The organism is Exiguobacterium sp. s191 (assembly GCF_018618955.1).
In the GTDB taxonomy this organism is placed as follows: Bacteria; Bacillota; Bacilli; order Exiguobacteriales; family Exiguobacteriaceae; genus Exiguobacterium_A; species Exiguobacterium_A abrahamii.
The window spans coordinates 1-14,323 of the sequence record NZ_JACSNC010000008.1; the positions used below are offsets into that span (position 1 = coordinate 1).

At 47.1% G+C, this 14,323-nt stretch carries 14 protein-coding genes, 3 tRNA genes, 2 rRNA genes, 1 other RNA gene and 1 other annotated feature; of the genes, 3 read left to right on the forward strand and 17 right to left on the reverse strand.

Translation table 11 applies throughout. The features are described from left to right. From KNQ09_RS17200 to tadA, 7 genes are all read right to left on the reverse strand, one after another. A 16S ribosomal RNA gene (locus tag KNQ09_RS17200) occupies positions 1-68 on the reverse strand; the annotation flags it as partial. A 332-nt stretch (positions 69-400) separates the two neighbouring features. Continuing rightward, positions 401-619, reverse strand: a complete 219-nt coding sequence (locus KNQ09_RS17205; protein WP_023469883.1) for a YaaL family protein — start codon at positions 617-619, stop codon at positions 401-403. Next, positions 616-1,215 (reverse strand): recombination mediator RecR, encoded by a 600-nt coding sequence (gene recR, locus KNQ09_RS17210; protein ID WP_023469882.1) that lies wholly within the window; start codon positions 1,213-1,215, stop codon positions 616-618. Before recR ends, KNQ09_RS17205 begins: the two co-directional genes overlap by 4 nt. A gap of 18 nt (positions 1,216-1,233) precedes the next feature. Further along, positions 1,234-1,554: a YbaB/EbfC family nucleoid-associated protein gene (locus KNQ09_RS17215; protein WP_023469881.1), complete on the reverse strand. Its 321-nt coding sequence runs from the start codon at positions 1,552-1,554 to the stop codon at positions 1,234-1,236. A gap of 18 nt (positions 1,555-1,572) precedes the next feature. Beyond that, positions 1,573-3,258, reverse strand: a complete 1,686-nt coding sequence (gene dnaX, locus KNQ09_RS17220) for a DNA polymerase III subunit gamma/tau (RefSeq protein ID WP_214809637.1) — start codon at positions 3,256-3,258, stop codon at positions 1,573-1,575. Positions 3,259-3,353: 95 nt separating this feature from the next. Continuing rightward, positions 3,354-3,620: signal recognition particle sRNA large type (ffs, locus tag KNQ09_RS17225), an RNA gene on the reverse strand. Between the two features lie 48 nt (positions 3,621-3,668). Continuing rightward, positions 3,669-4,175 (reverse strand): tRNA adenosine(34) deaminase TadA, encoded by a 507-nt coding sequence (gene tadA, locus KNQ09_RS17230; protein ID WP_214859132.1) that lies wholly within the window; start codon positions 4,173-4,175, stop codon positions 3,669-3,671. Between the two features lie 108 nt (positions 4,176-4,283). Between tadA and KNQ09_RS17235 the strand changes: the two genes are divergently transcribed. Together KNQ09_RS17235 and KNQ09_RS17240 are read left to right on the forward strand one after the other, a co-directional pair. Then, positions 4,284-4,913, forward strand: a complete 630-nt coding sequence (locus tag KNQ09_RS17235) for a deoxynucleoside kinase (RefSeq protein ID WP_050679045.1) — start codon at positions 4,284-4,286, stop codon at positions 4,911-4,913. Continuing rightward, on the forward strand, positions 4,910-5,587 hold the full coding sequence (locus tag KNQ09_RS17240) for a deoxynucleoside kinase (protein WP_029343036.1): 678 nt from the start codon (positions 4,910-4,912) through the stop codon (positions 5,585-5,587). The genes KNQ09_RS17235 and KNQ09_RS17240 overlap by 4 nt, the downstream gene beginning before the upstream one ends. Before the next feature lie 73 nt (positions 5,588-5,660). On the opposite strand, the gene KNQ09_RS17245 is transcribed toward KNQ09_RS17240, so the two are convergent. The 8 genes from KNQ09_RS17245 to pdxS all read right to left on the reverse strand — a co-directional run bounded on the left by KNQ09_RS17245 (position 5,661) and on the right by pdxS (position 11,056). Then, positions 5,661-6,125 (reverse strand): DinB family protein, encoded by a 465-nt coding sequence (locus tag KNQ09_RS17245; RefSeq protein ID WP_064299181.1) that lies wholly within the window; start codon positions 6,123-6,125, stop codon positions 5,661-5,663. Between the two features lie 102 nt (positions 6,126-6,227). After that, positions 6,228-6,317: transfer RNA gene (locus KNQ09_RS17250), tRNA-Ser, on the reverse strand. Positions 6,318-6,352: 35 nt separating this feature from the next. Next, positions 6,353-6,443, reverse strand: a tRNA-Ser gene (locus KNQ09_RS17255). 39 nt (positions 6,444-6,482) lie between these two features. Then, positions 6,483-6,573 (reverse strand) — tRNA-Ser (locus KNQ09_RS17260). A 137-nt stretch (positions 6,574-6,710) separates the two neighbouring features. Then, positions 6,711-7,988 carry a serine--tRNA ligase gene (gene serS / locus KNQ09_RS17265; RefSeq protein ID WP_050679050.1) on the reverse strand — a complete coding sequence of 426 codons (1,278 nt, stop codon included), beginning with the start codon at positions 7,986-7,988 and terminating at the stop codon, positions 6,711-6,713. A gap of 61 nt (positions 7,989-8,049) precedes the next feature. Next, positions 8,050-8,257, reverse strand: a binding site (T-box leader). A gap of 12 nt (positions 8,258-8,269) precedes the next feature. Next, positions 8,270-9,505, reverse strand: coding sequence for a D-alanyl-D-alanine carboxypeptidase family protein (locus tag KNQ09_RS17270; protein WP_214859133.1), 1,236 nt, complete (start codon positions 9,503-9,505; stop codon positions 8,270-8,272). 91 nt (positions 9,506-9,596) lie between these two features. Then, positions 9,597-10,175 carry a pyridoxal 5'-phosphate synthase glutaminase subunit PdxT gene (pdxT, locus tag KNQ09_RS17275; protein ID WP_064299183.1) on the reverse strand — a complete coding sequence of 193 codons (579 nt, stop codon included), beginning with the start codon at positions 10,173-10,175 and terminating at the stop codon, positions 9,597-9,599. Beyond that, complete coding sequence (pdxS, locus tag KNQ09_RS17280; RefSeq protein ID WP_023469872.1) at positions 10,169-11,056, reverse strand: pyridoxal 5'-phosphate synthase lyase subunit PdxS; 888 nt, start codon at positions 11,054-11,056, stop codon at positions 10,169-10,171. The genes pdxT and pdxS overlap by 7 nt, the downstream gene beginning before the upstream one ends. Positions 11,057-11,172: 116 nt before the next feature. Between pdxS and pdxR the strand changes: the two genes are divergently transcribed. Next, complete coding sequence (gene pdxR / locus KNQ09_RS17285; protein ID WP_214859134.1) at positions 11,173-12,576, forward strand: MocR-like pyridoxine biosynthesis transcription factor PdxR; 1,404 nt, start codon at positions 11,173-11,175, stop codon at positions 12,574-12,576. 42 nt (positions 12,577-12,618) lie between these two features. Here pdxR and guaB read toward each other — a convergent pair whose 3' ends face one another. Then, a complete protein-coding gene (guaB, locus tag KNQ09_RS17290; protein ID WP_064299185.1) occupies positions 12,619-14,085 on the reverse strand; it encodes an IMP dehydrogenase in 1,467 nt (488 codons plus the stop codon). 151 nt (positions 14,086-14,236) lie between these two features. Continuing rightward, positions 14,237-14,323 (reverse strand): 5S ribosomal RNA (rrf, locus tag KNQ09_RS17295); the annotation flags it as partial.

A 14,323-nucleotide genomic window follows, 5' to 3' on the forward strand; every position in this document is an offset into this window, starting at 1 on the left:
CGCTCGACTTGCATGTATTAGGCACGCCGCCAGCGTTCGTCCTGAGCCAGGATCAAACTCTCCATGAAGTGTTTGACTTGCTCGTTGTGTGACCGAAGTCACGATTGACGAAGCTTGCGCTTCATTCATTTTTGTATTCCGTAGAATACGTTTTTTGCCTCATCGTTCAGTTTTCAAAGTTCGTCCGCGCCTGTTTTGGCGACTCAATTAGAATACCAAGTCTGAAACAAGAAGTCAACAACTTTTTTGAAATTGTTTTTTACTTGTTTGCCGTAAGCGCTCGTCCTCTTAAGGACATGAATTAATATATCACGATAATTAGACATGCGCAACTACTTTATTAAAATAACTTATAGTTTTTTTAGAGCATGTAAAAACCGCAGGCAAGAATGGCTGCGGTTTACTTCATCATCAATGAGACGCGTCTTCTTTTTGCTTCGCTTATATAGAAGAAATACAGTGATTCCGCTAACTTCATTTGTGCTTCTAAATCACCGTAGTCATCATAGCTGATTTCTAAGAGATGACGCTTCATCAAATAATCTTCTTTTGCTTTTGCTAATTCTTCTAACAAACGCTGGTCGTACTCACTGCGAATCTTCTTTCGAAACCAACTCATAGTTCGCGACGTCCCTCCATTGCACGAGATAACGTCACTTCATCTGCGTATTCAAGATCTCCACCAACCGGAAGACCATGGGCAATTCGAGTGATCCGAATACCCGTCGGTTTTAAGAGACGCGATAGATACATCGCTGTCGCTTCTCCTTCGATATTCGGATTGGTTGCTAAGATGACTTCCGTAATCGCTTCGTCCGCTTGAAGACGTGTCAGTAGGCTAGATACATTGATATCCTCTGGACCGATTCCTTCCATTGGACTGATCGCTCCATGCAAGACATGATACAACCCTTGGTAATCTCGCATCTTTTCCATTGCAATGACATCCCTTGAATCTTGGACGACACAGACAATCGTACGGTTCCGGTGTTTATCTGTACATACATAACAAGGATCTTGATCCGTGATATTCCCGCAGACACTACAGTAGGCAATGTCGCGCTTCGCACTGACCAATGCCTTTCCGAACATCAAGACATCGTCCTCTTCCATATCAAGGACATGAAACGCTAGACGAACTGCTGTCTTCGGACCAATCCCCGGCAGTTTCGTAAAACTTTCGATCAAACGACTAATCGCTTCAGGATATTGCAAGTGGTTTCCTCCTACGAATTAAAACATTCCCGGCAGATTCATACCTTGTGTGAATTTCCCCATTTTACTTGCTACGAGTTCATCGACCTTTTTCAAAGCATCGTTTGTTGCAGCTAAGACGAGATCTTGAATCATTTCAACATCATCTGGATCAACGACTTCTTCTTTAATGATGACATCTACGATATTTTTATGACCATCAGCGACGACTGAGACCATTTCTCCGCCTGCTGTACCCGTCACTGTCAAATCTTTTAACTCTTCTTGAGCTTTCGCCATATCCTTTTGCATCTTCTGCATCTGTTTCATCATATTATTCATGTTTCCCATTCCGCGCATCTGTATTCCTCCTCGAATTTAATCTTCGAACTCTACGATATCACCAAAACGACCAAGCGTCTCGGACAATAACTGATCGCTCTCCGATTCTTGTTTTGTTTCCTTCTCTTCTATACTACTACTATTTCGCTTAGCAACAAACTCTGCCTTCAGTTCATGCCAATCCTTTGAGAGAATCGCTAAAATTTCGCGTTTGACGCCGCATACTTCATACAGCGCTTCTTCAATCACGAAACGTGTTCGTTCATTCGTCATGACCTGCTCAAAGTGCCATCCTTTACCGTCATCGAATTCAATCAGCAACGTATCCGCTGAACAAAGAACCGGTTTACTCTCATGGAGTAACGAGTAGATGGGGCCATCTTCTTTTAAAATCCATTTTAAGATGTGATCCCAGCGTTCTTGAATCTCGCGCAACTGGGCTTTCTCTGCTCGTCCTAACATTTGACGAATCCGCTCTTTGGCGATTCGAACGGTTGGTCGTCCTTGTTTTCGCTTCGGCTGTGCTTGTGGTGCAGCCGCTTCTTGTGCTGGAACACCATTCGACTTCCATTGGTGCATCTGTTCTTTCATTTCGCGGACTTCCTGTTGCAACGATTGGACGATTTGTCCCGTTGTTCTCCCTTGTTCCGCAATTTGAATGAAGGCAATCTCAACGAGGACTCGCGGATGATTCGTCAACCGCATCTGTTGTTGGCAGTCATGTAACTGATCAATGATCGTAAAGCACGTCTCCGCTTCAATCGATTCAACGAATTGTTTGAACTCATCCGTCGGGCGCGCACGCTCTAGCAAATCGACGGCTGTAGGCGAGGCTTTCAACAACAACGTGTCTCGGTAAAAGAAGACGAGATCCTCCACGAAACGTTTTAGATCTTTCCCCGCTCGTTGCATCGTTTCAAGCGTCTGTAACAACTGATCGACTTGATGTTCATGTAAGGCACGGGCAATATTCAATAACGCTTCATCTTCTACTGCCCCTGTTACTTCAAGAACAGCCGCATCGTTCAAATCACCGTTCGAAAAAGCAACCGCTTGGTCGAGTAGACTCAGCGCATCACGCATACCACCATCCGCCGCTCGGGCGATCAATCGTAATGCCGTATCCGAATACTCGATCGATTGATCTTTTAAGATATATTGCATCCGCTCTACGAGTTGATCGACTTCATGCCGCTTCACATCGAAACGTTGGCAACGCGAGATGATCGTCGCCGGAATTTTATGTGGTTCAGTCGTTGCTAAGATGAAGATGGCGTGCGCCGGCGGTTCTTCTAATGTTTTGAGCAAGGCATTAAAGGCACCTGTCGACAACATATGCACTTCATCAATGATATAGACTTTATAGGCTGCTTCTGAAGGGGGATATTTGACTTTATCCCGGATTTCCCGAATCTCATCTACGCCGTTATTGGAAGCCGCATCGATTTCGAAGACGTCTGGGCTTGATCCTTCCGTGATCGCAAGACACGTCGGGCACGTATTACATGGTTCTTTGACCGGTGCATGCTCACAGTTGATCGCTTTAGCGATGATTTTGGCAAGACTCGTCTTTCCTGTTCCGCGAGGACCCGAAAATAGATAGGCGTGGGACATCCGTCCCTCCATCAATGCATTTTGGATCGTACGGGTGATATGCGCTTGTCCAACGACTTCGTCGAATCGTTGCGGACGGTACACGCGGTATAGTGCTTGATAGGCCAAGTTTGCGCCTCCTCTTTTTAAGTTCCTCATTCTATTTTACCTAAAAAAGTCTACAACCGAAACCGGCTGTAGACTTGTCTTTAAAAATTAAACTGCCGCGCACCATATTCTGAAATATGTTCAACATGCGTTACTCACGCAGCCTGCTCAGTCCAAGCACCCCTACAACACACAGAGAGCACCACTTAAGGCTGCTTCCTTCCGGACCTGACCTGGTTCATGGGTATCTGTTGCGTAGGACTCAAACGTCAACGCTACTTACGTGAGGCAGACCACACCAATCATATCCCTCGACATGGAATTCAGTCTCGCTATAGCGGATTGCGAGTGACAGGGAACCGCTACATCCCCACCTAGCACGGCAAATGGTTTATCGATTTTTAGTGGCACCTTGTTTCAGTGCTTTTTCATTATACTGTTTCATCTGGTGTGATGCAACCCATTGCCCGCTTTCGTGCTTTCTTTTTCGCACGTAGTTCCCGAAAGAACGTCGTTAGCATCTCCCCACACTCTTTTTCTAATATACCGCTCGTCAGCTCTGAGACATGATTGAACCGATCGTCTTGCACCAGGTTCATCAGTGTTCCACAACATCCACCTTTCGGATCAACGGCACCAAAGATGACATGTTCGATTCGTGACAGCATGATGGCCCCTGCACACATCGGACACGGTTCGAGTGTCACGTATAACTCGCATCCTTCCAGTCGCCAATTACCGAGTTTTCGGCACGCTTCCTCAATCGCGATCAACTCGGCATGTGCCGTCGCTTGTTGATCCGTTTCCCGATGATTGTAGCCCGTCGCGATGACTTCATCGTCTTTGACGATGACACATCCGATCGGAACTTCACCGATCGTTTCTGCCTTTTTCGCCTCTTCGATCGCAAGGCGCATATAGTGTTCCTGTCGTTCCATCGATGATACTCCTCACTCTAAAAAAATTCTCCTTTTGAAACTTCAGCAAGTCGTACTTCTTTGTGCTAAAATATAAATTGCACTTTGCTGAACGGAGGGTCATTGTATATGTTCATAACGGTTGAAGGACCGATTGGTGTAGGCAAAACATCACTTGCGAACGCCATCAGTCACCATTTCTCTTTTTCTATGTTACGCGAAATCGTCGAAGAAAATCCCTTTCTTGGAAAGTTCTATGAAGATATCGAAGAATGGAGCTTCCAGACGGAAATGTTCTTCTTGTGCAATCGCTTCAAACAACTCGATGATATCGAACGTCATTACCTCAGTAAACAACGCTCTGTCGTTGCTGATTACCATATCTTTAAGAACTTGATTTTTGCACACCGCTCTCTGAAGGTAGAGCATCTTGAGAAGTACGAACAAATCTATTCGATCCTGACGACAGACATGCCGAAACCGGATGCTGTCATCTACTTGAACGCAAGCATCGATACCTTGATGAAACGTGTTGCGCTGCGCGGACGAGAAATCGAAGAAAACATGTCACGTGCCTATCTCGAACAATTAGCCGAGGATTACGAAACATTCGTCACGGAATACCAAGCCAAACATCCGGAAGTCAAAATCATCCGTTTCGACGGGGATGCACTCGACTTCGTCAAGCGGCCGGAAGATCTCGAGTACGTCTTGACGACGATCCGGAACGAATTATATGAAGGAGCGAACCACGCATGAACTTGAAGCTACGCGAACAATACAACATCCCGGCAGATGCCGTCATTACAATCGGCGGTATGGTCGGGATCGGTAAATCAACGATCACAAACGGATTAGCAGATGCCCTTGGTTTCCGGACGTCACTCGAAAAAGTCGATACGAACCCTTACTTGGATAAATTCTATCATGATTTCGAGCGTTGGAGCTTCCACCTCCAAATCTATTTCCTCGCTGAACGCTTCAAGGAGCAAAAGCGGATTTTCCAATACGGTGGTGGTTTCATCCAAGATCGTTCAATCTATGAAGATACAGGGATCTTTGCTAAGATGCATTTTGAAAAAGGAACGATGTCTCCAACGGATTACGAGACATATTCAAGTTTGTTTGACGCAATGGTCATGACACCATTCTTCCCGCACCCGGATCTTTTGATCTATCTTGAAGGTTCGTTCGAACAAGTACTAGAACGAATTCGTCTTCGCGGACGTGAGATGGAGCAACAGACACCAATCGAATATTGGGAAGAGATGTACGAGCGCTATACGAACTGGATCAATAACTTCACGATCTGCCCGGTACTCCGCTTGTCGATCGACGAATACGACTTACTGAACGAGCCAGAATCCATCGACCGGATTCTCGCGAAGATTGAAAAGCAGCTTGAAGTTGCTCGCATTGCCAATACACGCTAACTGATCAGATCTGCCTCTTAGGCGGATCTTTTTTTGCGCAAAAAAAGGAGACGCGTGTCGCATCTCCCTCGCATTAACCAATTACTTGATTGATTTGTTCCATATGGTGTAGATCATGTTGAGCCATTGCTCCGAGGAACTGACCGATTGTCAGTTCTTTGTCTTTAACGACGACCTTGTCCTGCAGGCGTTCTTCCGGAATCAATTCGACTGCACGGCGCAACAAGTCACGGCTGACTAAAAACTCATCGATCGTCAAGATCCGTTGCTGCTCACGGCTCATCTTCGCCGCTTCTTCATTGACGGCTTGGCTATCTGGTGCGACACGGAATGGTTCACCCGCGAGCAAGTACGGGATGCGCTCTGCGACCATGAAGCGATCCCATGGTGATAAGTGACCGATGATTTCAGCAATCGTCCATTTACCTTCTGCATACGATGTTCGCCATGCCTCTTCTGAAATCTGTTCTAAGTCTTTTACATATGTCATCGTCATCGCATAATGCGAAAGCAACGATTCTTTTGTTTGTTCGTTCATTTCGTCCACCTCTTCTTCGTTTTTCACGTAGGCAACCATAGCACGCACGAAGAAATCGATGCAACAAAAAAGCACCTCAGAATTGAGATGCTTCATAAAAAGCGGAGTCGGTGGGATTCGAACCCACGCGAGCCTTGCGACCCCTAACGGATTTCGAGTCCGTCCCCTTCAGCCGGACTTGGGTACGACTCCATGATTATATTTATTTTTGGGTAAAAAAAAAGAAGTGGAGGAGGCGGTGGGATTCGAACCCACGCACGGCTTTCGCCGCCTGACGGTTTTCAAGACCGTTCTCTTAAACCACTTGAGTACGCCTCCAAGCTATAAAACGTGCATGTCGTTGTCAAAAAATAAAAATGGAGGAGGCGGTGGGATTCGAACCCACGCACGGCTTTCGCCGCCTGACGGTTTTCAAGACCGTTCTCTTAAACCACTTGAGTACGCCTCCGTACTTCTTACCAGATTAATGATGACCTGTCTGTTTTCCTGACATTAATTATGATAGCATCTGCCTTTTAACGTGTAAAGACCTTTTCTAAAAAAACTTTTTAAAATACAGAAAGGGGGATTACTCCCCCTTCTGACTTAAGCTTGGATCACTTCAAGACCACCCATGTATGGACGAAGCACTTCTGGAATAACAACTGATCCATCCGCTTGCTGGTAGTTCTCTAAGATTGCAGCAACTGTCCGACCGACTGCAAGGGCAGAACCGTTTAACGTGTGAACGAATTCTGGTTTTGCGTTCGCTTCGCGGCGGAAACGAATCTGTGCCCGGCGTGCTTGGAAATCTTCAAAGTTTGAACAAGAAGAGATTTCACGGTAGACGCCTTGGCTTGGCATCCAGACTTCGATGTCGTATTTCTTCGCAGCCGTGAATCCAAGATCAGCTGTACACATGCTCAATACTTGATACGGCAGTTTCAGCTTTTTCAAGACCGTCTCTGCTTGTCCCGTTAACAATTCGAGCTGCTCGTAAGATTCTTCTGGTTTGACGAAACGAACGAGTTCAACTTTATTGAATTGGTGCTGACGGATCAAACCGCGTGTATCGCGTCCCGCAGAACCTGCTTCTGAACGGAAACATTGGCTGTACGCCGCATAGCCGATCGGTAACTGATCTGCTGTTAGGATTTCTTCACGGTGCATGTTCGTCACCGGAACTTCTGCTGTCGGTACGAGGAAGTAGTTCGTCTCTTCAATCTTAAAGGCATCCTCTTCGAACTTCGGCAATTGTCCTGTTCCTGTCATAGAGTCACGGTTGACCATGAGTGGTGGCAAGATTTCTGTGTAGCCATGCTGATCTTGATGAAGATCCATCATGAAGTTAATCAATGCCCGCTCAAGACGTGCCCCCGCTCCGCGGTAAAAGACGAAACGGCTGCCTGTTACTTTTCCAGCACGTTCGACATCGACGATTTTTAATTGCTCCATCAAATCCCAGTGTGGGACCGCTTCGAAGTCAAACGCTGGTTTGTCACCGACTTCACGTAAGACGACGTTATCGTCTTCAGAAGAACCGACCGGTACGCTGTCATGTGGAATGTTTGGAATACCGAGGAGCAGTTGGTTCAATGTCGCTTCGACATCACGTAACTCGTCGTCAAGCGTCTTGATCTCATCTCCGACACTACGCATCGCAGCGATCGCTTCGTCCGCGTTTTCCTTATTGCGCTTGAGTTCAGCGATTTTTTTCGTTGCTTCATTTCGTTCTGCTTTCAACACTTCTGTCCGCGCAATCAGTTCTCGGCGTTTCTCATCAAGTGCGAGGAAACGGTTCATGTCCGTCAAGTCCTCTCCTCGGTGCGCTAACTTTTCTTGAATGGCGTCAAAATCTTGGCGTAATCGTTTAATATCAATCATCTGTAATTCCTCCTTTATGTCATAAAAAAAGGCGACTCGTCTCTTTCCGGTATTTCTACCGAAAAGGGACGAATCACCTGGATCCGCGTTGCCACCCTCATTGCTAGACACATCTAGCCAACTTAAGACGCGATAACGGGCGTACCCGCACCTTGTTCGCAAGGTGTGCGATCCGGCTCGATTCAATCCATCGATCTGACTAGTTCACACCACCCACTAGCTCTCTTAACAGTATCGATACATCTACTTGGTCCGTTCATAGCATCTTTATGAGATTAGTCTTACTTTACACCATCGCCTTGGAAGTTGACAAGAGTCGATTGTTGAATCGCTTGTTCAATTTGCTTCGACCACGCTGTCCAAGCGCGGACGAGGCGTGTCGGAACACTCGCAAGTGGAACAGCAGTTGCGCTATACAAATTCACGCGGGGTGTCTCAAATCCTGGTAGGTAGATCCCATCGTCCGCGACCTGCACCGTACCGACGACTTCTTGTTTCGTCACAGGAGCCGTTGTTTTTGAGAAGTCGAACCGTGGTTCCCGCGTCTTCGCTTGTTTTAAGACCGTGACGTATAACGAACCGTCCGTGACGACGTCTAGCTTTCGAACAGTTGCGCCTTTGATCGGAAGAACGTCTTTGATCCGTTCGCCTTTTCCGTAATACGTCAACGGCTCGAACGTCGCAAAACCATAGTCGAGTAGCTTTTTCGTTTCCTTGAAACGGGATTGATCGGAATCCGTTCGCATGACGACCGTGACAAGCGTCATATTATCCCGCGTCGTCACACTAGCGAAGCAATAACCGGCTAAATCGGTCGTTCCTGTCTTCATCCCCCGCATACCGACATATGCGAATTTTTCCTTCGCCAGCATCTTATTCGAGTTATTTAAGACCTCTCCATCAAGTTTCATCTGTGTTTTATTCGTCACATCCAGTACATCCGGGTAATCCTTGATATAGCGAATGACGAGTAAGGCGATATCGGTCGCTGTCATCAAATTCGTTCCTGGAAGGGTTGCATCGACAGCATCTAGACCAGATGCATTCGCATACTCCGTGTCGTTCATCCCGAACTGTTTTGCTGTCTCATTCATCTTTTCAACGAACGTCGCTTCTGAACCGGCGACAGTTTCGGCTAGCATGACCGCTGCATCATTAGCCGATTTGATGAACGCCGCATTATACATCTCGCGAACCGTGTATGTTTTGTTCTTAACTGGAACACGCGCGATTCCGGACGTATTCGCAAGCTTTAAAGCTTTTGCACTCGGCGTGATTTTTTGATCCCACGTCAGTTTTTTCAATTCGATTTGTCGTCTGACGAGGTAGAGCGTCATCAGCTTCGTCATCGAAGCAGGGGGCAACGAAACATCCGCTTCCGATTGAAGGAGGATTTTTCCTGTGACCGCATCGGCCATTATGTAAGACTCTGCTTGAATCGAAGGTGCTGCTTGTCCCGCTGTAGGAAATCCTACGACTAGGAGCACACTTAAACAGAGTAGTAAAATTCGTTTCATCGTGTCTCTCCTTCACTCAATCATTCGTTTTACGAATAGTGTAGCACAAAAGAAGCACCTGACAGTAGAACCTGTCAGATGCTTCCACGCTTTATGAACGGACGGACTGCCGCTGTTTGATTTTTTGTAAAAAATAGCGGTGCAAGCGATCGTCCTCTGTCAATTCAGGGTGGAACGAGCACGCGAGGTGTAATGATGTCTCGACGGCAACGATCTGGTCTTCGACTTTCGCAATCACTCGTGTTCCTTCCCCGACAGACAGAATCAATGGCGCTCGAATGAATACTGCCTCGATTGGCTCTTCAATCCCTTCAACCGGTAGCAATCCTTCGAATGAATCGATTTGTCGACCGAAGGCATTTCGACGGACCGTCATCGAAATCGCGTTGAGATGACTCTGACCTGCTTCGACAGCGGTTGCGAGTAAAATCATTCCGGCACATGTTCCGAACATCGGTAATGTCGTCGCTTTTTCCCGAAGCGGTTCCAGTAATTCATAGCGTTCGATCAATCGACGCATCGCGGTCGATTCGCCTCCTGGTAAGACAAGTCCATCGAGTCCATCGAGATCGCTCACTTGTTTGACGAGAACGACATCGACACCAAGACCTTCAAGCTGCTGTCGATGTTCACGGACCGCTCCTTGAACATCCAGAATACCGATTACCATCCGCGTGTCGCCATCCGTTCCTCAAACGGCATCGATGTGACATCGATTCCTTTCATTGCTGTTCCGAGTCCTTTGGATAAAGACGCGATCCGTTCAAAATCATCTTTGTACGTAACGGCTTCGACAATCGCTCGAGCGACACGTTCTGGGTGTTCTGATTTAAAGATCCCCGATCCGACGAAGACACCATCTGCCCCTAGGTGCATCATGAGTGCGGCATCAGCTGGTGTCGCGACTCCACCGGCTGCAAAGTTGACGACCGGTAGACGTCCCTGTGTCCGAATATCACGTAATACTTCGTACGGAGCACCCCATTCTTTCGCAAATGTCATCAACTCATCTGGACTGACATGTAAAATCTGATTCAATTGTGCTTGAATTTGTCGCATATGGCGAACAGCTTCAACGACGTTCCCAGTCCCAGGCTCGCCTTTCGTCCGAATCATTGCTGCTCCTTCTGCGATGCGACGAGCGGCTTCCCCAAGATCACGTGCGCCACAGACGAACGGCACAGTGAACTCTGACTTCAGTAAATGATATTGTTCATCTGCCGGAGTCAGGACCTCACTCTCATCAATGAAATCGACCCCCATCGATTCGAGAACACGTGCTTCGACGATATGACCAATCCGGCATTTTGCCATGACGGGAATTGAGACCGCTCCGAGTACTTCTTCCGTAATCAACGGATCTGCCATTCGTGCGACGCCTCCGTCACGACGAATATCAGACGGAACACGTTCAAGTGCCATGACTGCAACAGCACCTGCTGCTTCCGCAATCTTCGCTTGTTCCGCATTGACGACATCCATGATGACGCCACCCTTTTGCATTTCAGCCATTCCACGTTTGACACGATCCGTTCCTTGTTGACGTTCCATATCCATTCCCCCTTGGTTGACTTTCACTCCTTTAGTATACGGAACGTTGACACTTTTAAAAGTATCAGTTTATGATGATTTCAACAGGTCAGTTTACGAAGAAGGAGTCAGACGAGATGGACATGCTATCATTTCAACTCACGCGCAATCAGGAAAAACCACTTTATGAACAGCTTTATCAACAGATCCGAAATGAAATCATTGCCGGTCGTTTAGCATACGGCACGAAATTACCATCCAAACGAAAACTCGGTCAATTTTTGAACTTAAGTCAAACGACGATTGAGCTTGCTTACCAACAACTCGTCGCAGAAGGATATGTCGAATCCATCTCACGTAAAGGGTACTTCGTTCTTGCCTATGAGGAACTCGCTTACGTCAAAACCTCACCCGTTATCGAACCACGTGTGATTAAAGAAAAACCGATCATCACGTATGATTTTCATCCAAGTAAGATTGAAGGGATCTCTTTCCCGTTTGCCCGTTGGCGAAAGTATGCCAAAGATATCATCGATACCGATCACCACCCACTTGTCTCACTCGGTCATCCGCAAGGAGATCTAGCACTACGCGAAGAGATTGCGACCTATCTCTATCATTCCCGTGGTGTCGTCTGTTCTCCTGAACAAATCGTCGTCGGTTCAGGTGTCGAGCAATTATTGCCGCTCGTCCTCTTCTTACTGGGACGCGACGTCACGTACGGTATCGAGGATCCCGGTTATCATACGACACGCCTCTTACTTGAAAATCATGAACGCATGATTGAACCGATTCGTGTTGATGCGAATGGATTACGGATCGATCAATTACAGGAATCAAACGTCGATGTCATGTATGTCACACCGGCACATCAATTTCCTTCCGGTAGTATCTTATCCGTCAACCGAAGACATCAGTTGTTAAACTGGGCGGCGATGGATCCGACCCGTTTTATCATCGAAGACGACTATGATAGCGAATTCCGCTACAGCGGTAAATCGATTCCGTCTTTACACAACATGGACAGCAATCGTGTCATTTACATGAGTACTTTCTCAAAATCACTCATGCCTTCCCTACGGATCGGTTATATGGTCTTACCCGAAGTCTTACGCGCTCGGTATCAAACAGAACTATCACACTATACCTGTAGTGTCTCGCGCTTCGATCAAACGATCTTGACGCGCTTCATGAAAGAGGGCGACTTTGAACGACATCTCAACCGGATGCGTAAAGTCTATCGTCGCAAGCTCGACGTCTTAATCCAATCACTTCGCCGGATTCCTGCCTTACGATTGACCGGCGAAAGTGCGGGGCTCCATGTCGTCGTTTCCGTAGCGAACGGGATGACGGAGCCGGAGCTCGTAAAGCGGGCACAACAACAAGGCATCCAAGTATATGGTCTTTCTCAATATGCCCAGTTACCGCTTCTCTCCGATACGCCTCAAATCGTCCTTGGATTTGCGAGTCTCTCTGAGCAAGAGTTGATAGAAGGATTACGATTGTTGATGGACGCGTGGGATTTGCATAAATCATCATGAAAAAAGCCTCGCCTTTCTACTAGAGAAAGACGAGGCTTTTGTTTATTGACGTGTATAGTTCGATGCTTCTTTTGTAATTTGAATATCGTGCGGGTGGCTCTCTTGCAAACCAGCGCCCGTCATACGGATGAACTGTGTCTCTTCACGCAATTCTTCTAACGTTGCAGCGCCACAGTATCCCATACCTGAACGAATACCACCAACGAGTTGGTACACCGAATCACCGAGTTTACCACGGTAAGCGACACGTCCTTCGATTCCTTCTGGAACGAACTTCTTGTCTGCTTCTTGGAAGTAACGATCTTGGCTACCGCGTTTCATCGATGCTTCAGAACCCATACCACGGTACGTTTTGAATTGACGTCCTTGGTAGATTTCCATCTCACCTGGGCTCTCTTCTACTCCTGCAAGTAAGCTTCCGAGCATGACAGCGTGACCGCCAGCAGCAAGTGCTTTTACGATATCTCCAGAATACTTGATGCCACCGTCAGCGATGATTGAGACACCATGTTTCCGTGCTTCTGTCGCACAATCGAAGACGGCTGTGATTTGTGGTACACCGACGCCTGCGACAACACGTGTCGTACAGATCGAACCAGGTCCGATACCAACTTTGATGACAGATGCACCGGCTTCAATCAAATCGCGTGTTGCTTCTGCCGTCGCAACGTTACCCGCAATGATTGGTAAGTTTGGATATTCTTCACGAAGTTCACGTACTTTGAGAAGAACACCTTCTGAGTGACCGTGTGCCGTATCGACGACGAGTGCATCGACACCTGCATCGACAAGGAACTTCGCGCGCGTCGAAGCGTCTTTCGTTACGCCGACAGCTGCTGCGACGAGTAAACGTCCGAAATGATCTTTCGCAGCATGTGGATACTGTTCGACTTTTTCGATATCCTTTGTCGTGATTAACCCTTTTAATACACCGTTCTCATCAACGAGTGGTAATTTTTCGATGCGATGTTTGTGGAGAATCTGTTCTGCTTCAGCAAGGGACGTACCAACTTTTGCTGTCACGAGTTCTTCTGTCGTCATCACCGTTTCAATGACAGTCGAGTAATCCTTGACGAAACGAAGATCACGGTTCGTCAAAATCCCTACTAATTTACGCTCTGTTTCGTTATTAACGATTGGAACACCAGAGATGCGGTACTTGCTCATCAAATACTCAGCATCGTAAACTTGACGCTCTGGCGTCAAATAGAACGGATTCGTGATGACACCATTTTCAGAACGTTTGACGCGATCGACATGTTCTGCTTGTTCTTCCATTGACATATTCTTATGAATGACACCAAGACCACCTTGACGTGCCATTGCGATTGCCATCGGTGCTTCTGTGACGGTATCCATCCCAGCACTGATCAACGGAATATTAAGTGTGATCCCTTCACATAGCGTGACAGATAAATCAACGTCGCGCGGTAAGACACTCGAACGACGGGGTACGAGTAAGACGTCATCAAACGTCAAACCCTCTTTAGCAAATTTGTTCTCCCACATGTTATCCACTCGCTTTCTCTTTTATAAAAGAATATTGATGTTATGGTAACAAGCAGAGGGTGTCATGTCAATGACTCGACCAATAATCAGAACAGTCTGAAGTTTCACATAACACAAAAAGACCGACCTGCAATCTGCAGATCGGTCAAGTGCCTGGCAACGTCCTATCCTCACAGGGGGAAGCCCCCAACTACTTTCGGCGTTCAAGTGCTTAACTTCCGTGTTCGGCATGGGAACG